Here is a 21,498-nt window from a genome sequence, read left to right on the forward strand (position 1 = left end):
GGCCTGGAGCGCTTCACGACCGCGCTACTTCGTGTCGACGCGGTCGCCGGCAGTCGACGCGACTTTGATCAGTCCCTTCGTCGTCGCGTGAGCGAGAAATGCGTCCAGCAGGTCCACTCCGAGCGCCGAGTGCCGCGGCACGGCGATCGCCTGTTCGATCGCCATGAACCGGCCCGGCAGGACACGGAGGTCGCCCCCTTCGGCCGCGAACGCCTCGACGGCCTGCCTCACGCCTGCCGCAACCTCGCACCCGCCCTCGCGGAGACGACGCAGAGCCTCGTTCGGCGTCGGCATCGCCACCAGCTCGGCCTGCCGGAGGGACCGGAGCAGATGGCCGTGATAGGCGGCCCCGGCCGCCGACGCGACCCGCACCCGCGGCCGGTCGACCTCGTCCCCACTTCGCAGTGAACTCGTCTCCCGAACGGCGAAGACGCCCTCGATTGTCATGTAGGAGCGGCTGTACGTCACGCGCTCGGCGCGGGCCGGATCGACGGCGATGAACGCGACGTCCCACCCCTCCTCGCCGAGGGACGCCATGAGCGATCCGGCCGACGGGAAGGTCACGAGGCGGACCGGCCGACCGAGCCACTCGCCGAGGGCGCGGCCGAGGTCGACGGCGATCCCGTGCGGTTCGCCGTCGTGCTCCCGGGTCCGCACGAGCGCCGTGTTGGCGAGGTTGATCGCGATGCGCAGGGGCCGGGATGCGGCCGGGTCGAGAGCCCGTGCGCCGTGGTGACCACACTCACTCATTCGTTGGTGTCTCCCCCTCATCGAGACCGCGCCTCGCGCTCAGGCGCAGCCCGGCCGCCCCCTGCCTCGGCCGTCCGTCGTCCCTTGGACCGGATGGCGGCCGCCGGGAGGGTCGGACATGCCGGGGCGATCGGGATGGCCTGGATTTTCCAGACGAGCCCCAGGAGCACGTCGCCCGATATCGGCGCCGAGGATGCTGCCGAAGCGGCCCATGCCGGGCATCCAGGTTGCGCGGGGCGTCCGGCCGGGAGGCGGCGAGTAAGAGCCCGGGCTGTCGCCGTCTCCCTCGCCGCCGCCGCCGTTACTTCATCGTCGGCATCACGAACTCGGCGCCGGCGCGGATGCCGGTGGGCCAGCGGGTCGTGATGGTCTTGAGCCGGGTGTAGAAGCGCACGCCCTCCGGTCCGTGCATGTGGTGGTCGCCGAACAGCGAGGCCTTCCAGCCGCCGAAGGAGTGGAACGCCATCGGCACCGGGATCGGCACGTTGATGCCGACCATCCCGACCTGGATCTGGTGGGCGAATTCCCGCGCCGCGTCGCCGTCCCGGGTGAAGATCGCCGTGCCGTTGCCGAATTCGTGCTCGTTGATCATCTGCGCGGCGGTCGCGTAGTCCGGCGCGCGGGCGACGGCCAGCACCGGCCCGAAGATCTCCTCCTTGTAGATCGTCATGTCGGGCGTGACCCGGTCGAACAGGGTGCCGCCGACGAAGTAGCCGTTCTCGTAGCCCTGGAGCGTCAGGCCGCGGCCGTCGACCACCAGATCGGCACCCTCGGCGACGCCGCGGTCGATGTAGCCCTTCACCTTGTCGCGGTGCTGCGCGGTGACCAGCGGGCCCATCTCGGCCTCCGGATCGGTGCCGGGCCCGACCTTCAGCGCCCGCACCTTCGGGATCAGCTTCTCCATCAGCCGGTCGGCGGTCTCCTCGCCGATCGGCACCGCCACCGAGATCGCCATGCAGCGCTCGCCGGCCGAGCCGTAGGCGGCGCCCATCAGGGCGTCGACCGCCTGGTCCAGGTCGGCGTCGGGCATCACCACCATGTGGTTCTTGGCCCCGCCGAGGCATTGCGCCCGCTTACCGGTGCGCGCCGCCGTCTCGTAGATGTACTTGGCGATCGGGGTCGAGCCGACGAAGGACACCGCCTGGATGTCGGGGTTGTACAGGAGGGCGTCGACCGCCTCCTTGTCGCCCTGGATCACCTGGAACACGCCGTTGGGCAGCCCCGCTTCCTTCAGCCACTCGGCCATGATCAGCGAGGCGGAGGGATCGCGCTCGGAGGGCTTGAGCACGAAGCAGTTGCCGCAGGCCAGCGCGACGGGGAACATCCACATCGGCACCATGGCGGGGAAGTTGAACGGCGTGATGCCGGCCACGACCCCGAGGGGCTGGCGCAGCGAATGGGAATCCACCCGCGTGCCGACATTCTCGGTGATCTCGCCCTTGAGGAGCTGCGGCGCGCCGGTGGCGAACTCGACCACCTCCATGCCGCGCTGGATCTCGCCCTTGGCGTCGGAGAGCACCTTGCCGTGCTCGGCGGTGATCACCGCGGCGAGCTCGTCGATGCGGTCCTCGAGGATGCGAAGGAACTTGTTGAGGATGCGGGCGCGGCGCAAAGGCGGGGTCGCGGCCCATTGCGGGAAGGCGCGCCGCGCGCTCGCCACGGCGGCATCGACCTCCTCGCGGCTGGCGAGGGCGACGCGGCCGCTCTCCTCGCCGGTCGCGGGGTTGAAGGCGGGCGCGGTGCGGCCGCTGCGGCCGGGCGTGCGGGCGCCGTCGACGAAGTGGGTGATCTCGGTCGGCATGGGTCGTCCTGTCTTGGTAAGGAAGAGGAGCGGGCGCGGCCCGCCTTGCAAAAAAGGGGCGAGGCGCGGGCTCAGCCCGCCTTGAACTGGCGCGCCAGGGCCTCGGTGCCGCGGGCGAGCACGCCGACGTCGATGGCGACCGCCGTGAAGGTGGTGCCGATCTCGATGCAGCGTTTCGCAAACGCCGTGTCGGGGGTCAGGATGCCGGCGGGCTTGCCCGAAGCCCGGATGCGGCGCACCGCGCCCTCCACGGCTGCGACCACCTCCGGGTGGCCGGGCTCGCCGACATGGCCGAGGCTCGCCGCCAGGTCCGCCGGCCCGACGAAGACGCCGTCGACGCCCTCGACCGCGCAGATCTCCTCCAGCCGGTCGAGCGCCTCTCCCGTCTCGACCTGCACCAGCAGGCAGATCTCCTCGGCGGCGCGCCTGGCGTAGCCCGGGACCCGCCCGAACCGCGTGGCGCGGGTGAGGCCGGACACGCCGCGCACGCCCTCAGGGGGATAGCGCGTCGCCGCGACCGCAGCCCGCGCCTCGTCGGCATCCTGCACGTAGGGGATCAGCAGGGTCTGGGCGCCGAGATCGAGGAAGCGCTTGATCAGCACCGCGTCGTTGGCGGCCGGCCGCACCACCGCAGAGACGTCGTAGGGCGCCACGGCCTGGAGCTGGGCCAGCACGGTGAGCGGATCGCCCGGCGAGTGCTCGGTGTCGAAGAGCAGCCAGTCGTAGCCCGATCCCGCCACGGCTTCCGCCGCGTAGGAGCCCGGCAGGCTGCACCACAGGCCGATCTGCTGGCGGCCCTCGCGCAAGGCGCGCTTGAAGCGGTTCTCGATCATCTTGAAGCCTCAGACGAAGGAGACGCCGATGGCGCCGATCGGGCCGTAATCGGCCTGGATCACGTCGCCCTTTTTGATGTCGACGGGACGGGTGAACGAGCCGCCGAGCACGATCTGCCCCTTCTTCAACCCGGAATCGACCGCCGCGAGCTTGTTGACGAGCCAGGCGACGCCCGCGGCCGGATGGCCCATGATGGCGGCCGAGACGCCGGATTCCTCGATGATGCCGTTCTGCGACAGGGTCGCGCCGATCCAGCGCACGTCGACGTCGAAGGGACGGATCGTGCGCCCGCCGACCACGATCGCCCCGAAGGCGGCGTTGTCCGCGATGGTGTCGACGATCGCCCGCGGCACCTCGGTGCGGTAATCGATGATCTCGAGGGCCGGGACCACGAACTCGGTCGCCCGCATCACGTCGTAGATCCGGCAGCCCGGGCCCGACAGGTCCTCGCCCATGATGAAGGCGAGCTCGACTTCGAGCCGCGGCTTGATGAACAGGTCGGTGCGGATTTGCGCCCCGTCGTTGAACAGGGCGTCGTCGAGGATGCGGCCGTAATCCGGCTCGGTCATCTTCGAGGCCATCTGCATGGCGCGCGAGGTCAGGCCGATCTTGTGGCCGGCGAGCCGGGCGCCGGCGGCGATCCGGGCCTCGGCCCAGAGATCCTGGACGCGGTAGGCATCCGCGATCTCCATGCCGGGAAAGGTCTTGGAGAGCTGTGGGCAGGGCACCCGCTCGCGCTCGGCCTTGAGGATGGCCTCGGCGGCCTTGCGGTGGTCGTCGTCGCTCAGCACGGCTTGTGTCCTCCAGAGTTTCACTTGATCGGCGGGCGCGGCAGCACGGCCTCGCCGGGCTCCATGACGTAGGTGTAGTCGAGGGCGTACCAGGGCGCCGTCGCATCGGCCGCCTCCGGATGCGGGCGATCGTGGCGCACGAAGTCGCCGACCAGCGCCTTGGTCACGCCGAACTGCACGTCGGAATCGATATGCGGGTCGTTGGCGTCGTAGACCTGCGAGATCAGCACCTTGAAGCCCGGCTTGAAGATCAGGGCATGCAGGTGGGCCGGGCGCATCGGGTGGCGGTCTTGCGCCGCCAGCAGCCGGCCGACGACCCCGTCGGTGGGGATCGGATAGCCGATCATCATCACCGAGCGGAACCAGAACCGGCCGTCGTCATCGGTGGTGAACTTGCCGCGCAGGTTCATCTCGGCCTGCTCGGGATCCTGGTTCTCGTAGAGGCCAACGGGCGAGGCGTGCCAGACATCGACCTCGGCGCCGGCGATCGGCCGTCCCTCGCCGTCGATCACCCGGGCATTGACGAAGAGCGGGTCGCCCGGCGTGTCGGAGCGCACGATGGTGCCGCCATTCTCGACCCGCGGCGCGTTGAGGCGCCAGAACGGCCCGAGCAGCGACTGCGAGGTCTCGGTGTTGCCGTGGTCGCCGTTGTTGAGGAGGCACACGAGGGAGGACACGCCGAGCGAGCCGGCCATCAGCACGAACTCGTTGTGGGTGTCGGAGGCGAGCGCGCCGATCTCGTTGAGGATCGCGGTGGCGTCGCGGAACTCGGCCTCTGTGAGGCGCACGTCGCGGACGAAGCCGTGCAGATGGGTGATGAGCGAGGTCATGATCTCGCGCAGGCGCGGATCGCGCGTCCGCGCCATGACCTCCAGAACGGCAGGCGTCACGTCCTGCTGACGCTCGATACGCATGGCTTCCGCCTCCCTGAATCTGCGCCCTGGTCCCATATCATCGATTATTCGTCAAGAAGCGATTGTGGAGATGCGGGATTCGGGCTCCCAAAGAGCACAGGATGCGACGCATCGGACCGCTCCCGTCGCCACCCGTGCTCGTGATGCGCCCGCCGTCCTGGGCACTCCCGGGCTGTCCCAGCCAAGGGTAAGCCCCCCTATTGAAAAAGGTTTTCTGACCGGCATCCACCGATCGGGAGAGGTCGGGCCTCCCTCCGGGGCCAAGTCGCATCCCGACCCGGTCCGGCGTCCGGCCGCAGGGACGGCGCTGCCGTGATTGACAGATAAAATCGTTTTTCCTATGAATCGTCGACGAAGCGCTAAATCACATGTCGGGGGAGAGCGTCTTGACCGAGGCCAGGAGCCGACGCGCTGCGGGTGACCGGGACGGCATTCAGTCTGCCCTGGCCATGCCGGGCCCCGCCCTGGTCGACGACGGCAAGAACACGATGGCGAGCCAGCTCGTCGATCGCTTACGCGAGGCGATCGTGTCCGGTCAGCTCGAGGCGGGCAGCAAGATCAACCTGGAGCGTGCCCGCGGCAGCTTCGGAGTCTCGCTCAGCCCGCTCCGGGAGGCGCTCGCCCGGCTGATCGCCGACGGCCTCGTGGTGTTCGAGGACAATCGCGGCTATCGCGTCGCGCCGGTCTCGCTCGCGAACCTCGAGGAGATCACGCGGCTGCGCGAGGAATTCGAGATCCTGGCCCTGCGCCAGGCGATCGCGATCGGCACCGTGGACTGGGAGGGCGACGTGATGCGCGCCCTCCACCGCATGAACCGGACCGAGCGCGATCCGGAGCAGCCCGACACGCTGGAGCGGTGGGAGGCGTATCACCGCGAGTTCCACCTCACGCTGATCGCCGGGTGCCGCATGCCGCTGCTGCTCAATTTCTGCAGCGTGCTCCTGAGCCTGAACGACCGCTACCGCCGCTCGTTCCTGCGCCGCACGCCCGGGGGCGACCGCAACGTCGCCCAGGAGCATAGCGAGATCGCGCAAGGCGCGGTCGCCCGCGACGCCGACTTCGCCTGTGCCGCCTTGCGCGAGCACATCCACCGGACGGGCACCAACCTGCAGCGGCATCTCGCCGACAGGCTCGCCCCGTAAGCGCCAGCGCCTTCCCGATCCTTCGAGCGACCCTCATGCATGCCTCCTCCGACTGGCCGCTCGGCCTGGCCCACTTCACCTGCATCGGGGTGCCGCCCGTCGACCTCGTCCGGCTTGCCGCCCGGACCGGCTGCGCCTCGGTGGGCCTGCGGCTCCATCCGGCCTTTCCGGGGGCTCCGTTCTACGAGCTGCCGCCCGGGAGCGACGCCTTCCGGGCGATGCGCCGGGCGCTCGCCGACGAGGGCCTTCGCGTCTACGACATCGAGTTCGTCGTCGTCGGGGAGGATTTCGTGCCGGCCTCGCTGTCCGGCATGCTCGAGGCCGCCGCGGGGCTCGGCGCCCGGCGCCTGAGCGTGTGCGGCGACGATGCCGACCGCCCGCGCCTCGTCGCGCGCTTTGCCGAACTCTGCGATCTCGCGGCCGGGTTCGGGATGGGAGTCGACCTCGAATGCATGGCCTGGCGCCGGGTCGCCAGCCTGCCCGACGCCGTCCGGGTGGTCGAGGCCGCCGGCCGGCCGAACGGCGGCGTCCTCGTCGACGCGCTCCACCTCGCCCGGACCGGCGGGTCGCCCGAGGACGTGCGCGCCGTGCCGCCTCACCTCATCCGCCACGCGCAGCTCTGCGACGCGCCGGCGCAGGCGCCGGACTCGACGGAGGCGATCATCCAGGAAGCCAGGGCGGGGCGCCTGCCCCCGGGCGAGGGGGCGCTGCCGCTGCAGGCGCTGGTCGCGGCCCTGCCGCCCACGACCGCCCTCTCGATCGAGGTGCCGGTCACCGGCACCACCACGCCCGAGGACCACGTGCGGACGAACCTGGCCGCGGCCCGGCGCGTGCTCGCCGGCTGAAACGCCGTACGGGCGCGGCTACGATCCGCACGGACCTGGCCGGCATCCGGGACGCCACGCCGGTCTCGAGAAAACACGAACGATGCGCCGGAGCCTGCCGATCCAGGCCGACGATCAGCGCGCCTTGACGAGGGAGGAACCACCATGACGATACAGGGCAATTCATTAAAAACTGCCGGGCACGAACCGTCCGGCGCGCACGAGCCGAAGAAGGCCGCGCTCGCGAGCTGGATCGGCAGCGCGGTCGAATACTACGACTTCTTCATCTACGGCACCGCCGCGGCTTTGATCTTCCCGAAGCTGTTCTTCGCGCCCGACAACCCGCAGGCGGCGGCGATCGCCTCGTTCGCGACCTTCGGCGTCGCCTACATCACCCGGCCCCTCGGCGCGGTGGCGCTCGGCCATATCGGCGACCGCTTCGGCCGCAAGAAGGTGCTGACCTTCACGCTGCTCCTGATGGGCTTCTCGACCTTCATGATCGGCTGCCTGCCGACCTACGGCCAGGCCGACATCCTGGCGCCGATCCTGCTCGTCATCGCGCGCCTGCTGCAAGGCGTCTCGGCCGCCGGCGAGCAGGCCGGCGCCAGCTCGATGACGCTGGAGCACGCGCCACCCCACCGCCGCGCCTTCTTCACCAGCTTCACCTTGAGCGGCACCCAGGCCGGCCTGATCCTGGCGACGCTCGCCTTCCTGCCGGTCTCGGCGATGCCCGAGGACCAGATGCTGTCCTGGGGCTGGCGCATCCCGTTCTTCCTCAGCGCCCTCGTCGTCGCGGTCGGCTTCTGGGTCCGCCGCACCCTGCCGGAGACCCCCGCCTTCGAGGAGGAGAAGCACCAGCACCAGGGCGAGCCCGCCCCCGTGCTGGCGCTGTTCCGCAACCAGTGGCCGGACGTGGTGCGGGTGATCTTCGCCGCGATCATCTCCGTGGTGAGCACGATCTTTGCGGTCTACACCTTGTCCTACGCGGTCAACGTGGTGAAGATCCCGCGGCCGACGATGCTGACGCTGCTGATCCTCGCCAACGTGATCGCGCTCGCGGCGATCCCGCTCTGGGCCATGCTGGCCGATCGGATCGGCCGCCGCCCGGTCTTCATCTTCGGGGCGATCGGCTGCGCCGTGCTGATCTATCCCTATCTGTGGGCGATCAGCCGGGCCGACATCACGCCGATCTACGTGCTGGGCCTCCTGCTCTCCGGCATCGTCTACAGCGCGGCGAACGGCATCTGGCCGTGCCTCTACGCCGAGATGTTCGAGACCCGCATCCGCCTGTCCGGCATGGCGATCAGCACGCAGATCGGCTTCGCCATCGGCGGCTTCGCGCCCAGCATCGCGGCGGCCCTCCAGGGCCAGGGCCAGGACGGCTGGGTTCCCGTCGCGATCTTCGTCATGATCACCTGCGCCATCGCGGCGGTCTCGATCACGACCGCGCGCGAGACCTATCGGACGCCGATGAACGAACTCGGCAAGCGGCGTGCAGCCGCCGCGGTCCGTGTCCGGACCGCGTAGCACCGGGAACAGGGAGCGGCCTCCCGGCCGCCCCGCAAACCACAAGGCAGACTTGCGTTGGCGGCCGACGCAAGTCTGCCCAAGCTCTTATTTTTCGCAGTTTTCTGTCGCAAGACCGGCGGCCGCTTTTGCGAAACCTGCTGAGAGGCAAGACCATGATCCGCGGTACCACGACCCTCATCGCCCATCTCGGCTACCCGACCGAGTCGTTCAAGGCGCCGATGATCTACAATCCGTGGTTCGAATCGCGCGGGATCGACGCCGTGGTGATGCCGATGGGCGTCAAGGCCGAGGATTATCCGGATGTGTTCCGGTCGCTGTTCCGGCTCACCAACATCCGCGGCGCCCTCGTCACCATGCCGCACAAGATCACCACGATCGGGCTGCTCGACGAGGTCAGCACCACCGCGACGATCGCCGGCTCGTGCAACGCGGTGCTGCGGCGCCCGGACGGGACGCTCGTCGGCGACATGTTCGACGGTGCCGGCTTCGTGCGCGGGGTCCAGCGCAAGGGCCGCGACCTCGCAGGCGCCCGGGTCCTGGTCGTCGGCAGCGGCGGGGTCGGCTCGGCCATCGCCGCCTCGCTGGCGGCGGCCGGCATCGCGGGGATCGGGGTCTGCGACCACGATCCGGCCGTCGCCGAGGCGCTCGCCGGACGCCTGCGCGCGCATTACACGGCGCTGGAGGTCGTCACCGGCAGCAACGACCCGGCCGGCTACGACGTCGTGGTCAATGCCACGCCGCTCGGCATGAGGGACGGCGATCCCCTGCCGATGGACGTCACCCGCATCGCGCCCGGCACGTTCGTGGGCGAGGTGGTGATGAAGCAGGAGCATACGCCGTTCCTGCGCGCCGCCCTGGAGAAGGGCTGCCCGATCCAGGTCGGGACCGACATGCTGTTCGAGCAGATCCCCGCCTACCTGGAATTCTTCGGCTTCGGCACGACGACCGCCGAGGAACTGCGGGCTGTCGCCCGCCTGTCGTACTGAGGATCCCGGAGGAGCCCCGTCATGAGCCGCCTCGTCACCGTGCTGAACGGCCCGAACCTGAACCTGCTCGGCAAGCGCCAGCCGCACATCTACGGCAGCGAGACGCTCGCCGACGTCGAGGCCTCGTGCCGGGCGCTCGCCGGCGAGCTCGACCTGGAGATCCGCTTCCACCAGTCGAACCGCGAATACGAGATCATCGACTGGATCCACGAGGCGCGCGAGACCGCCGGCGGGATCGTCATCAACCCGGCGGCCTTCACCCATACCTCGGTGGCGATCCTCGACGCGCTCAACACCGTCGAGGCGCCGGTGATCGAGGTGCACATCTCGAACGTGCACAAGCGCGAGGCCTTCCGCCATCACTCCTACGTCTCGCTGCGCGCCGACGGGGTGATCGCGGGGCTCGGCACGCAAGGATACTTGCTGGCGTTGCGCCGGGTCGCGCAGTTGATCGACACGAAGGCGTGACGCACCGACCCATCCGGACCCGACGGCATCGAGGGTCTTCGTCGCAGGACGGGGACCCTCTCGCGAGAGCATTGTCCGACGAAGGGGCTGCCGGTTCGTCGCAGACGATGCGGCACGATCGAATGCCCGGAGCAGCGCCGTCCACCCTCCGCGGCGCTTCGCATGCTCAAGCCGATCGCCTTTCGACGCTCAAGCAGGCGGCGCGTGCGGAGCGACGATGAAGTCGCGAATCGCACCGAACACCCGATCCGGGTCATCCCCATGAATGTCGTGGGCGCACTGGTCCAGACGCTCGAAGTGCAAGAGGTGAGCGGGAATGGCCGCGGCTGTCGCCTCGGCCAAAGGTATCGGCACGATGGGGTCGTGCTCACCCGCCATCAGCAGCACGGGGCAGCGCAACCTTTCGAGGTCATCGCGGAAGTCGAACCGTCCTTGCTCGTTCCGGGGCCCGTTGAAGTGCAGTGCCACCTCCGTTCGCATGATGATGCGCGAGAGGTTCGGGGGCGGTCGGTCACGACGGTGCCGGTAGAACGGCCTGCAGCGCTCGATGTAGCGGGCGCGTCCCTCCGGGGTTGGATTCATCCAGTAGCTTTCGGCCAACGCGCCGATGTCCGGGCCGCCGACACGCTCGAACGCGGCGAAGATCGTCGGGAAGTCAATCCTGGCGGCCGTGCTGAGCAGGATGAGCTTGCCCGGGTGGTCGGGGTAGCGGGTGGCATAGGCTTGCGCGACGAAGCCGCCGAACGAGAGACCGCAGACGATGGGCCGGACGATGCCGAGCGCGTCGCAGAGGCCCTTCACGTCGTCGGCCCACTGCGCCAGGTTCCAGGTCGCTGGATCGTCTCCCTCGCTGCGGCCGTTGCCGCGAAGATCGCAGAAGACCACCTGGGCGACATCGCTCAAGCCTGCGAATGCCTCCTTGAAGCCGACGTGATCCCAGCCCGGCCCGCCGTGCAGCATGAGGAGGGTCGGCTTCTCGCGCATGGTGTCGCCGTCAGGCACGAGGCCGAAATTGGCGACATCCACGAAGAGTCGCACTCCGTTCACGAAGATGAGCATCGTGACGATCCTCCACGTGGTCGGGTCCGCGCGCTGACGCGCTTGGGGTTTCGGTAACATGACGTTCGCCGCAGGCTCGGCCCTCGTGCGCCCTGCACCCTACGCGAGGCCGCCCGTTCGCGCGGGAGGGAGGATGCGGTCGACGAGGCCCCAGTCGAGCGCCTCCTCCGCCGTCATGAAGCGGTCGCGGTCCATGGCGCGCTCGAACTCCTCGTAGGACCGCCCGCAATGCTCGGCATAGAGCCGCGTCATGCGCTGCTTGGTTCGCAGCGTCTCCTGGGCGTGGATGAGAATGTCGGATGCCTGTCCCTTGTATCCCCCGAGCGGCTGGTGGACGAGGATGCTGGCATTGGGCAGTACGGCCCGCTCCCCGGGCTCGCCGGCCATGAGCAGGAACGAGCCCATCGAGTAGGCCATCCCCATGCACAGCGTATGCACCGGAGCGCGGATGTGGCGCATCGTGTCGTACATGGCAAAGCCGCTCGTGACGACGCCGCCCGGCGAATTGATGTAGAGGTGGATCGGCCGCGTCGGATTCTCCGCTTCCAGGAACAGGAGCTGGGCGCAGACCAGCGCCGAGACCGTGTCGTTCACCTCCCCGTTGAGGAAGACGATGCGCTCACGCAGGAGGCGGGAATAGATGTCGAAGGACCGTTCCCCGCGGCTGGACTGCTCGACGACCATAGGGACGAGTTGCATCGCGTCGCGCATCGGCGACCTCCGATCTTCCGGGATGGGACTTGGATGGGGTAAGCCTTGGTACGAGCCGCGTCAGGCGGCGCGCAGCACGGGGGCGTTGCCGTTCGCGGCGGTCGTCGTCAGCGGCGCGAACCGGGCATCCGTCAGGTCGTGAACGATGCGCAGGCAGGTGCCGCCCGTCCCGTTCGGGGCGATGCGGAACGTCACCGTGCTCTCAAGGTACGGCGGGGTGGCCTCGCGCATCCGGTAGCTGACCTCGCACCCTGGCGTGACGGCAATCGGTTCGGGCGCGGCCAGCGCCGCCCCGGGCAGCCAATGCTCCCGAAGCGCCGGGATGCTGAGCGCGCGCCACACCTTCGCGGGCGGTTCGCTCAGCTCGTAGGCCTGCTCGATGCCGGGGCCGGGCTCGTCGCACGCCGCGTCACTCATTGATCCATCTCCTTCAGCACAGCCTTGAGCGCGTCGATACGGGCGGGCCAGTAGGCGCGGTACTTCGCCAGCCACTGCGCGATGAGCGCCACCCCGGCCGGATCGACGTCGTAGTTCACGAAACGGCCCTGCCGCTCCTCGCGCACGAGCCCGGCGCCCCGCAGCACGGCGAGATGCTGGGACATCGCCGGCTGGCTGATCGCCATGCCCTGGCGGAGCGCGCTGGCGTTCATGCGCCCGCCCGCGAGCTTCTCGAAGATCGCGCGTCGGGTGGGGTCCGCCAGGGCCCGGAAGATGTCGTCCTCAACCATGGCAATAGATAAGCAGATGCTTATGTCATAAGCAAGCCCGGAGCGCCTGCCGCGAAACGCGGGACGTGGACGCCTCGTCCGCGGCACGGGCGCGTCGACGGGCGTGGCGGGTTCCGGAAGGGAACCGCCGATCCTTCGCGAGAGCGCCGGAACTCGACACAGGAAATCCGGCTACGGGATACAGGCCTCCGCCTCGACGAGGCGTTCGACCGGCCAACCGACCGTCCCGCGGGCCCAGCTGTCCCCCGACCGGCAATCAGGCAGCCGACGGGCGTTCGGATGCGCCGAGTTCGATGCAGGCGGCGTCCCACGGGCCGAACGGAGCCGGCATGTCAGCGTTGGCGCGTTCGATGGCGCATCCGCAGCATTCGACGGCGAGGCCGGCGACCTCGTCCTCCGTGGGGCGCGCGCCGCGCCGCGTCGGTGCGATGAAGGCGAGCCGTCAATGGGTGGGGGAGGCCAATCAGCCGAAGCAGGCCCGATGTCCCGATCACGTCCCTCGCGATCGGCGATGACGAAGGCCGCCTCTGCCCGCCATCCGGACAAGGGTCATGTGCTGGCGCCGGACGGACGAGGATTCTGGGTGGAACAGATCCGCTCGCGGATACCACCGACCCAAGCTAAGTTCTTGAAAACTATGGAGCGGGCGATCGGGATCGAACCGACGACATTCAGCTTGGGAAGCTGACGTTCTACCACTGAACTACGCCCGCGGTGGTCATCGTCATACGGGGTCGCCCGGGCGCTGTCCACCCCGAAATGCCGCGCCACGAGGCCTGCGCCGGCTTGCCCGGCAGTCGGTCTTCCGGGTCAGCGTTCCATGCGCTGGGACTGGGGAGCGTTGGCGTCGCCGCCGCCGGCGCCGAAGAGCTTGCGCAGGAAGCCCGGAGCGATCGCCGAGAGCGGGTTGACGCTGATGTTGGGGGCGCTCATCGCGCCGGCGACCCGGAAGTTGATGCCGAACAGGCCCTCGTTGTGGCCGCCACCCAGGAGCGGGCCGAAGATCGGCACCTGGGACACCACGTTGTTGAGGCCGTAGAGCGGCACGAAGGTGCCGGAGACGTCGGTGCGGTCCTTGGCCGTGTCGATCCAGCCGCCGAGGGTGAAGCCCATCGCAGGGCCGGAGATCGCGGCCTCCGCGAAGGCGATGCGGGTGCCGGTGCGCTGGAAGGCGGCGCGCAGGCGGTCGAAGCCGACGTCGTTGGCGTCGCTGCGCCGGTCCTCGGTCTCGCCCTGGGCCAGGATCCGGCCGAGCGCCGGCTCGTTGCGCAGGGCGAAGGAGCGGACCTGCACCAGGCCCGATTGCGGCCCGTCGTTCAAGCCCATCTGCAGCGACAGGAACCCGCCCTGCATACGCTTGTAGATGTCGAGGAAGCGGAGCGCCGCGCCGGCATCGCTGGTCTCGGCGTTGAGCACCGGCGGGCTGGACCGGTCGGGCTTGGCCACCTCCAGGCTCACCCCGGCCGAGCGCAGGCGGCCCTGGATCCGGGCCTGGCGCACGTCGTCGCCGCGCAACGACAGCTTCAGGCTGGCATTGGTCATCGCCTCCTCGTTGAAGCCGGTCAGGATCGCGAAGCTGAGATCGGCCTCGATGTCGCGGGCGGACGTGTCCTTGCCGCCTTTCTTCGGCGGCGCGGTCATCGCGCGCAGGAAGGGCCGGGCATCGGCGACGCCGCCCTTGGCGGTGATGCGGTAGCCGGTGCCGGTGCGCTCGACCTGGGCGCGGATGTCGTCGCCCGGAGAGAGCTTGAGGCTGGTGAGGTCGGCCCGCTCGAAGCCGCCCTCGGGATTGAGCGAGGCGCTGCCGCGCAGCTGCACCGGGCCGGAATCGAGCGCGATGTCGCGCAGCTCGCTGCCCTGGCCGGTCTCGGTGAGGGAGAGCGTCAGGCGCCCCGGCCGGCCGGCGGCCTTGGTCCAGCCCGGGAGGAGCCCGTCGATGCTCGCCTTGCCCAGGTCGGCCTCGACCCGGATCGGAGCCTTGCCCGGCCGGCCGAACGGCACGACGAAGCGGGCATTCACCGGGCCGGCGAGAAGGGGCGCGGTCGGCAGGCCTTTCCGGGCGCGGGCCGCGTCGTCGAGGGCCATGGTCACCAGGGCCTCGCCCGGCGCCCCGGCCTTCGGCTGGTGCAGGTCGACGGTGAGCGGGGCGCCGGCGAGCCGCCCGTCGCCCTTCAGGCTGAAGCCGTTGCGGTCGTAGGCGAGCGCGAAGCGGCCGTTCTCGAGCTTCTCCTTGCCGACCAGGCGCTCGGCCGCGATGTCGGTCAGCGTCCCGCTCATCACCACCGGCAGGTCGGCGATGTCGGGCACCGCCTCGAGGGAGAGCGGGAAGTCGATGCGCAGATCGGCCTGGCCGCGCAGGGTCGCCGGATCGAGTTCGGTGCCGGACAGCGAGCGGAAGAGCTTGGCTTGCATGAGCGAGGCCAGGGCGTCGGCGCCGCCGGTGAGGCGAAGCCCGATCTGCGCCGTCACGGCGTTCGGCACCGCGTCCTTGATGACGAAGGAACCGTCCTGGAGGGCGAGCGCCCGCCCGTCCGGCATCCGGATCTCGGCATTGGCGCCCCGGATGGTGGTGTTGCGCCCGGTGACGAGTCCCGAGACCCGGGCGCGGGAGAGCGGCGGCGCGTCGTTGGAGATGGTGAGCCCGCCCTCGCTCACGCCGAAGGCGATCCGCACCGCCTGGTCGGGCATCGGCTCGCCGCGGGTCGCCGCGGCGAACTCGGCCATGCTCATGTCGACCAGGATGTCGAGGCTGTCGAGGCGCCCGGCGCGCAGGTTGTCGACGAGGTAGGTGCGGATCGGCGGCGCGACGTTCTCGGGCCAGAGCCTCAAGGCCGCGCGCCCGTCGGTGCGGTCGGCGGTGATGCGCAAGGTCAGGCCGCCCTCGTCGGCCTTCGTGCCGAGGGTGCCGCTGAGGGTGCCGTGCACGGCATCGCCCGACAGGGTGAGGGCGTCGACCTGCACGCCGTCGTCGCGGCCGGAGAGGCGGGCCTCGACCTTGGCGATCTTGACGGGAGCGTCGCCGGGCGCCGCGCCGCGCAAGGTCGCGTCGGTTCCCGTGAAGCCGGCCGTCCAGCGCGGCCCGGCGCCGTCGGGGCCCGCCACCCACTCGCCGGCGAGGCGCACGCGGTTGCCGGCGCCGCGATAATCGAGGGCATCGACCTTGAGGGCGCGGCGGGTCTCGTCCCAGGTGGCGTCGACCGTCACCGCCTCGATCGTGACCGGGTTGAAGTCCTTCTCCTCGATCAGCAGGTTGCCCTCGCTGGTGGTCATCCGCATCGTCATGCCGTCGAGGCGCGCGCCGTGCATCGCCACCTGGGCACGGCCGGAGAGCTTCAGGTCGGTGGTGAGCGGCAGGCGCGACTGGCCGGAGAGCAGCAGCAGGTCGGAGACCGGCAGGTCGTCGAGGGTGAGCACGCCGTGGCGGCCCCCGTCGGGCGCCTCCTCGACGTCGCCGCCGAAGCGCCAGGGCCCGTGCGGCCCGACGATGCGCATCTCGAACACCCGGGCGGGGCGCGCCGCATCGCGGTTGAACAGCCCGTCGACCCGCGGGAAGACCACGCGCTCGGCGCCCGATTCGTCGAGGAGCGTCAGGCGGGCATTGGTCAGGCGGGCGCGATCGAGGCTGCCGATCACGCCGGAGGGATCGAGCACCAGGCTCAGGATCGACGCCACGGTGGCCGAGACCGGCGAGACGGTGCCGCGGGCGGCCACCACCGCCGGCGGCGTGTGGGGTTTGGCGTCGGACGGGTCGTTGGAGGCCGCGAAGGCGATCGAGCCGTCATGATGCAGGAGCGCCCGCAATTGCAGGTCGCGGAACTCGACCGAGCGGGCCTGGACCGACAGGCCGAACAGCGACCACAGGTCGATGGCGACGACGGCGAGCGGTGCCCGCACCACGAGGTCGCCCTCGGGGTTGCGGATGTCGAGGCCCGCCGTGCGCAGGGCCAGCGCCCCGTCCCGGTCGATCTCGATGGCGCTGTCGTGCAGGCTCACGCTCCAGCCCGGGCCGAGGCGCTCGGCGATGCCCGCCGCCACCCGGGGCTCGAGCCAGGCGAAGCTCACCGGGCCGCTCGCCAGGCGCAGGTAAGCCAGGCCGAGGCCGATTCCGAGCAGGATGACGGCCGCGAGCTTGAGCAGCAGGACGCCCCGGACGCAGGTCCGCAGCAGCGACCGGGGCGCCGCCTTGATCCGCGCGGCGCAGGGGACCGGGGCCGCGTGGTCCGGCTGCGGGACGGGGTCTGGTCCTGGTGTCGCTCGGCCTGTCGTCACGCGTGCGTCGCCACTCCGGGCGCTCGCTGTCCGAGCGCCGCCATTTGATGAGGCCTCAGGCCCCCGAGCGCGCGGGTCGCGCTCCGGGGGCCTGAGGCCGCCGCCGATGATTGCCCGCTCCGGTGACCGGAGGGTAACGTTCTGCCGCTTATCCGTCGGGCGGCGCGCCGGGCCGGCCCCTCGCCCCGCGGCTCAAGTCCTGCCCGCCTCCCCTAGAGGCACACCATCAATCGGCCGAAAGGAAGGCACGATGGCGCTGAACCCGGGCGATCCCGCCCCCGACTTCTCCCTGCCGGCGACCGGCGGCGAGACCCTGAGCCTCGCCGGCCTGAAAGGGCGCAAGGCCGTCCTGTATTTCTACCCCAAGGACGACACCAGCGGCTGCACCCTGGAGGCGCAGGCCTTCAACGGGCTGCGCGACGCCTTCGCGGAGGCCGAGACCGCGGTGATCGGCGTCTCGCCGGACCCGATGAAGAGCCACGACAAGTTCCGGGAGAAGTACGCCCTGGAATTCCCCCTCGCCTCGGACGAGACGAAGGCGATGCTCGAGGCCTACGGCGTCTGGGTCGAGAAGAGCATGTACGGCCGCAAGTATATGGGCGTCGAGCGCACGACGTTCCTGATCGACCGCGACGGCACGATCGCGAAGGTGTGGCAGAAGGTGAAGGTGCCGGGCCATGCCGACGCGGTCCTGGCGGCGGCGAAGGCGCTGTGAGGCGCGCGGGCCGGCGGCGTGCGATGAGTGAGCAGCGTGTACCCCCTCATTGACAATCAAAGCGCAATTCCCCTCTCCCGTGTGAGAGAGGGACCAGGCGCGAGGGTGACACGCTTCAGTGTAAAGCCTGAACTGTCGTGCTGGCAGCTCAACGCTTTTAGCTAGAATCAGAACCGCAGCACCCTCATCTCTACCCCTCTCCCACTCGGGAGAGGGAATTCCGCGACTTATTATTTATCGGACTTCGATTTTCCAGCGCCCGGAGGACCTTGCGCGAAGGCCGGCACGAGACTGCCGCGGGACCCCGGTTCGTCTTCGCCCTTGAAACATCCTTAACCTTAACCCGCGACGGTCCCGATCAGGTTACGGACCGTCCCGATGCTCCCCTCCCGCCTCTCGTCCCTCGTCGCCTCCCTCACGTCGCCGGCCGGCCGCCCGGATCGGGTCTGGGTGGTGCGGCGCCGGACCCTGGTGCTCGCCGCCCTTGCCTTCGGGGCGCTGTCCCTGTGGGCGAGCGCGGCGACGTGGTTCATCGTCTTCCGCGACGAGGCGCTGGCGCGGTTCATGGAACGCCAGGGCGCGATGCAATACGCCTACGAGGAGCGGGTCAGCGCCCTGCGGGCCCGGCTCGACCGGGTGGCGACACAGAAGCTCCTGGAGCAGGACGGGGTCGAGACGCGGCTCGCCGACCTCGCCGGCCGGCAGGTGGCGCTGGAGGGCCGGCAAGCGATGCTGATGGGGCTGGCCGAGCAGGCCGGCGGCCCGAGCGCGATGGGCGAGGACGGCATGGGAGGGTCGGCCGCGGGATTGGCCACGTCTTGGCCGGCCCGCGACGCCAGGACCGTGCCCTCGGCGATGTCTTACGCCCCGCTGCCCGCGCCTCCCCCGCTCCCTGCGCCGACGCCCGAGTCGCTCGGCCTGCGCACGGAGGCCGACAGTCTCGCGCCTGCCCTCTCGCCCGCCCCCTCCCCCGGGGTGAGCCTGCGGATGGCGACCCTGGAACACGCCCTCGACGGGCTGGAGGCGCGCCAGAGCCTGGCGGTCGGCCGCCTCGCCGCGAGTAGCCGCAGCGAGGCGGCCCGCCTGCGGATGATCGTGGCCGAGACCGGGCTCGATGCGCGGCGCTTCGCCGCGCCCCACGGCGGCGGCATCGGCGGCCCGCTGGTGCCGGCCGGCTCGGGCCCGTTCGAGACCGCCGTGCTCCAGGCCGAGCGCGACCTCGGCGAGCGCGACAGTTTGAGGAAGATCGTCGGCGCGATGCCGCTGCGGCGGCCGATGGCGACCGATCACGGACTGTCCAGCACTTTCGGCTACCGGTCGGACCCATTCACCCGCGGCCTCGCCCTCCATACCGGCATCGACCTGCGCAGCGAGTACGGCGCCCCGGCCCGGGCCACCGCCGCCGGCACGGTGACGCAGGCGGATTTTGCGGGCGGCTACGGCAACATGGTCGAGGTCGATCACGGCCACGGCCTCGTCACCCGCTACGCCCACCTCTCGGCGATCACGGTGGTGCCCGGTCAGAGCGTGGCGGCGGGGCAGATGGTCGGCCGGGTCGGCTCGACCGGCCGCTCCACCGGCACGCACCTGCATTACGAGACCCGGATCGACGGCGAGCCGGTCGACCCCCAGCGCTTCCTGCGGGCGGGCGCACGGCTGGCGTCGCGCTGATCTCGAAGTCCCTCGAGCGGGGATATCGATCGATCCGGCAGATACGTCGACATCTCTCCACGTCATCCCGGGGCTCGTCGAAGACGAGAACCCGGGATCCATAACCGCTGACGATTCAGGACAGGACGACCAGCGTTCCGCTTCATCCTGAACCCTCAGCGGTTATGGATCCCGGGTTCCGCTTTCGCGGCCCCGGGATGACATCGAGGGTTCCAATTCGGTCGGCCAACTCGAACAGGCTCTTCGCCAGAGCCTTAACCGCCCACCGTCTCGACCGGGGCATCGCCCGTCGCCGGGACGGGCGCGGCGTCCTCCCCGGCAGCGTCGCGCCGGCCCTCCAGCTCGGCCCGCAGCTCGCGCTCGGCGAGGAGCCAGAACTGGATCTCGTAGCCGTCCGGGCGGTGGTTGCGCTCCCAGATGTCGTAGGCGCGGGCCCGGATCGCCGCCAGGGGTATCTCACGCATCACCGATGACCTCCTCCCACGCCGGCCCGCCAGGTGCCGGGGGCCGGCTCAACGGGGCTCCTATACCGTGGGTCGGTATCGCTGTCGCGACGGAACGGCAGCGCCGGAGCAACCTTCGCGCTCCGGCGACAACCTATGTTGGTCCGGACGATCCCGGATCCGACGTCAGACCAGCCGGCTCTGCTCGATCGCCGCGGCGACGAAGCTCTGGAACAGCGGATGCGGCTCGAACGGACGCGACTTCAGCTCCGGATGGAACTGCACGCCGATGAACCAGGGATGGCCCACCACCTCGACGGTCTCGGGGAGCAAGCCATCCGGTGAGAGGCCGGCGAAGCGCATGCCCTTGGCCTCCAGCCGCTCGCGATAGGCCATGTTGACCTCGTAGCGGTGGCGGTGGCGCTCGGCGATGCGGGTGCCGCCGTAGATCTTGGCGATCTGCGAATCCGGCTCCAGGGCCGCGGTGTAGGAGCCGAGCCGCATCGTGCCGCCGAGGTCGCCCTCGGCGATGCGGCGCTCCAGTTCGTTGCCGCGCATCCACTCGGTGAGAAGACCCACCACCGGTTCCGGCGTCGGGCCGAACTCGGTCGAGTTGGCATCCGCGATGCCGGCGAGCGAGCGGGCCGCCTCGACCACCGCCATCTGCATGCCGAAGCAGATGCCGAAATACGGGATCTTGCGCTCGCGGGCGTAGCGGGCGGCGCGGATCTTCCCCTCGGCGCCACGCTGGCCGAAGCCGCCCGGCACCAGGATGCCGTTGAGGCCCTCCAGGAACGGCGCCGGGTCCTCGCGCTCGAACACCTCGGACTCGATCCACTCCAGGTTGACCTTGACCCGGTTGGCGATGCCGCCGTGGCTCAGCGCCTCGATCAGCGACTTGTAGGCGTCCTTGAGGCCCGTGTACTTGCCGACGATGGCGATCGAGACCTCGCCCTCCGGGCTCTTGATCCGGCCGACGATGTCGCGCCAGCGGTCGAGCTTCGGCTCGGGTCCGGTCTCGAGGCCGAAATGCGCCAGCACCTCGCGGTCCAGGCCCTCTTCCTTGTAGGAGAGCGGCACCTCGTAGATCGTGCCGACGTCCCGCGCCTCGATGACGGCCGATTCACGCACGTTGCAGAACTGGGCGAGCTTGCGGCGCTCCTCGCGGGGGATCGCGCGGTCGCAGCGGCAGAGCAGGATGTCGGGCTGGATGCCGATCGAGCGCAGTTCCGCCACCGAGTGCTGGGTCGGCTTGGTCTTCAATTCGCCGGCCGACGGGATGTAGGGCAGGAGCGTCAGGTGGACGTAGGCGCAGGTGCCGCGGGGCAGTTCCTGGCCGAGCTGGCGGATCGCCTCGAAGAACGGCAGGCCCTCGATGTCGCCGACGGTGCCGCCGATCTCGACCAGCACGAAGTCGTAGGCGTCGTTGCCGTCGAGGACGAATTCCTTGATGGCGTTGGTGACGTGCGGGATCACCTGGATGGTGGCGCCGAGATAGTCGCCCCGGCGCTCCTTGGTGATGATGTCGAGGTAGATCCGGCCGGTGGTGATGTTGTCGGCCCGCGTCGCCGGCACGCCGGTGAAGCGTTCGTAATGGCCGAGATCGAGGTCGGTCTCGGCGCCGTCGTCGGTGACGAAGACCTCGCCGTGCTGCGTCGGGCTCATCGTGCCCGGATCGACGTTGAGGTAGGGGTCCAGCTTGCGCAGGCGGACCTTGTAGCCGCGGGCCTGGAGCAGGGCCGCGAGGGCGGCGGAAGCGAGACCCTTGCCGAGCGAGGAGACCACGCCGCCGGTGATGAAAACATACCGCGTCATGGGACTTGCTCCATACACAGGCGTGGCCGGGTTGCCAAACGCCGCCA

19 protein-coding genes and 1 tRNA gene are annotated in these 21,498 nt (G+C 70.1%); 7 read left to right on the top strand and 13 right to left on the bottom strand.

Going from position 1 to position 21,498, the window contains the following annotated elements; genetic code table 11:
• Window positions 1-24: 24 nt before the first annotated feature.
• From HBB12_RS00080 to HBB12_RS00100, 5 genes are all read right to left on the bottom strand, one after another.
• Window positions 25-750 carry a transporter substrate-binding domain-containing protein gene (locus HBB12_RS00080; RefSeq protein WP_236987474.1) on the bottom strand — a complete coding sequence of 242 codons (726 nt, stop codon included), beginning with the start codon at window positions 748-750 and terminating at the stop codon, window positions 25-27.
• Window positions 751-1,051: 301 nt separating this feature from the next.
• Window positions 1,052-2,551 (bottom strand): CoA-acylating methylmalonate-semialdehyde dehydrogenase, encoded by a 1,500-nt coding sequence (locus HBB12_RS00085; RefSeq protein ID WP_236987475.1) that lies wholly within the window; start codon window positions 2,549-2,551, stop codon window positions 1,052-1,054.
• A 71-nt stretch (window positions 2,552-2,622) separates the two neighbouring features.
• On the bottom strand, window positions 2,623-3,384 hold the full coding sequence (gene hpaI / locus HBB12_RS00090) for a 4-hydroxy-2-oxoheptanedioate aldolase (protein WP_236987476.1): 762 nt from the start codon (window positions 3,382-3,384) through the stop codon (window positions 2,623-2,625).
• A gap of 9 nt (window positions 3,385-3,393) precedes the next feature.
• Window positions 3,394-4,176 (bottom strand): 2-oxo-hept-4-ene-1,7-dioate hydratase, encoded by a 783-nt coding sequence (hpaH, locus tag HBB12_RS00095; protein ID WP_236987477.1) that lies wholly within the window; start codon window positions 4,174-4,176, stop codon window positions 3,394-3,396.
• 20 nt (window positions 4,177-4,196) lie between these two features.
• Window positions 4,197-5,090: a dioxygenase family protein gene (locus tag HBB12_RS00100; protein WP_236987478.1), complete on the bottom strand. Its 894-nt coding sequence runs from the start codon at window positions 5,088-5,090 to the stop codon at window positions 4,197-4,199.
• A gap of 449 nt (window positions 5,091-5,539) precedes the next feature.
• Between HBB12_RS00100 and HBB12_RS00105 the strand changes: the two genes are divergently transcribed.
• From HBB12_RS00105 to aroQ, 5 genes are all read left to right on the top strand, one after another.
• Window positions 5,540-6,232, top strand: a complete 693-nt coding sequence (locus HBB12_RS00105; RefSeq protein WP_236992611.1) for a GntR family transcriptional regulator — start codon at window positions 5,540-5,542, stop codon at window positions 6,230-6,232.
• A gap of 35 nt (window positions 6,233-6,267) precedes the next feature.
• The gene (locus HBB12_RS00110) at window positions 6,268-7,077 is read left to right on the top strand and encodes a sugar phosphate isomerase/epimerase family protein (protein WP_236987479.1); all 810 of its coding nucleotides are present in this window, start codon (window positions 6,268-6,270) and stop codon (window positions 7,075-7,077) included.
• A 144-nt stretch (window positions 7,078-7,221) separates the two neighbouring features.
• Window positions 7,222-8,583 (top strand): MFS transporter, encoded by a 1,362-nt coding sequence (locus HBB12_RS00115; protein WP_236987480.1) that lies wholly within the window; start codon window positions 7,222-7,224, stop codon window positions 8,581-8,583.
• Between the two features lie 155 nt (window positions 8,584-8,738).
• Window positions 8,739-9,572 carry a shikimate dehydrogenase family protein gene (locus HBB12_RS00120; protein ID WP_236987481.1) on the top strand — a complete coding sequence of 278 codons (834 nt, stop codon included), beginning with the start codon at window positions 8,739-8,741 and terminating at the stop codon, window positions 9,570-9,572.
• A 21-nt stretch (window positions 9,573-9,593) separates the two neighbouring features.
• Window positions 9,594-10,040 carry a type II 3-dehydroquinate dehydratase gene (aroQ, locus tag HBB12_RS00125; protein WP_236987482.1) on the top strand — a complete coding sequence of 149 codons (447 nt, stop codon included), beginning with the start codon at window positions 9,594-9,596 and terminating at the stop codon, window positions 10,038-10,040.
• A 189-nt stretch (window positions 10,041-10,229) separates the two neighbouring features.
• Here aroQ and HBB12_RS00130 read toward each other — a convergent pair whose 3' ends face one another.
• The 6 genes from HBB12_RS00130 to HBB12_RS00155 form a co-directional block, all read right to left on the bottom strand.
• The gene (locus HBB12_RS00130; RefSeq protein WP_236987483.1) at window positions 10,230-11,099 is read right to left on the bottom strand and encodes an alpha/beta fold hydrolase; all 870 of its coding nucleotides are present in this window, start codon (window positions 11,097-11,099) and stop codon (window positions 10,230-10,232) included.
• Window positions 11,100-11,198: 99 nt separating this feature from the next.
• The gene (locus tag HBB12_RS00135) at window positions 11,199-11,810 is read right to left on the bottom strand and encodes an ATP-dependent Clp protease proteolytic subunit (protein WP_236987484.1); all 612 of its coding nucleotides are present in this window, start codon (window positions 11,808-11,810) and stop codon (window positions 11,199-11,201) included.
• A gap of 60 nt (window positions 11,811-11,870) precedes the next feature.
• Entirely contained in the window at window positions 11,871-12,227 is a 357-nt protein-coding gene (locus HBB12_RS00140; protein WP_236987485.1) for an SRPBCC family protein, read from the bottom strand.
• Window positions 12,224-12,538: an ArsR/SmtB family transcription factor gene (locus HBB12_RS00145; protein ID WP_442919213.1), complete on the bottom strand. Its 315-nt coding sequence runs from the start codon at window positions 12,536-12,538 to the stop codon at window positions 12,224-12,226. Before HBB12_RS00145 ends, HBB12_RS00140 begins: the two co-directional genes overlap by 4 nt.
• A 638-nt stretch (window positions 12,539-13,176) precedes the next feature.
• Window positions 13,177-13,251 (bottom strand) — tRNA-Gly (locus tag HBB12_RS00150).
• 97 nt (window positions 13,252-13,348) lie between these two features.
• Window positions 13,349-16,726, bottom strand: a complete 3,378-nt coding sequence (locus HBB12_RS00155) for a YhdP family protein (RefSeq protein WP_442919334.1) — start codon at window positions 16,724-16,726, stop codon at window positions 13,349-13,351.
• 331 nt (window positions 16,727-17,057) lie between these two features.
• On the opposite strand from HBB12_RS00155, the gene bcp reads away from it, so the two are divergent.
• Together bcp and HBB12_RS34220 are read left to right on the top strand one after the other, a co-directional pair.
• Window positions 17,058-17,522, top strand: a complete 465-nt coding sequence (gene bcp, locus HBB12_RS00160; protein ID WP_236987486.1) for a thioredoxin-dependent thiol peroxidase — start codon at window positions 17,058-17,060, stop codon at window positions 17,520-17,522.
• 378 nt (window positions 17,523-17,900) lie between these two features.
• Complete coding sequence (locus HBB12_RS34220) at window positions 17,901-19,193, top strand: M23 family metallopeptidase (RefSeq protein WP_272913233.1); 1,293 nt, start codon at window positions 17,901-17,903, stop codon at window positions 19,191-19,193.
• 254 nt (window positions 19,194-19,447) lie between these two features.
• Here the strand turns inward: HBB12_RS34220 and HBB12_RS00170 are convergent, their stop codons facing one another.
• Window positions 19,448-19,657: a DUF2934 domain-containing protein gene (locus HBB12_RS00170; protein ID WP_236987487.1), complete on the bottom strand. Its 210-nt coding sequence runs from the start codon at window positions 19,655-19,657 to the stop codon at window positions 19,448-19,450.
• Between the two features lie 165 nt (window positions 19,658-19,822).
• On the bottom strand, window positions 19,823-21,451 hold the full coding sequence (gene pyrG / locus HBB12_RS00175) for a CTP synthase (RefSeq protein ID WP_236987488.1): 1,629 nt from the start codon (window positions 21,449-21,451) through the stop codon (window positions 19,823-19,825).
• Window positions 21,452-21,498: the final 47 nt, after the last annotated feature.

It is taken from the genome of Methylobacterium sp. SyP6R, from assembly GCF_019216885.1.
Classification (GTDB): Bacteria; Pseudomonadota; Alphaproteobacteria; order Rhizobiales; family Beijerinckiaceae; genus Methylobacterium.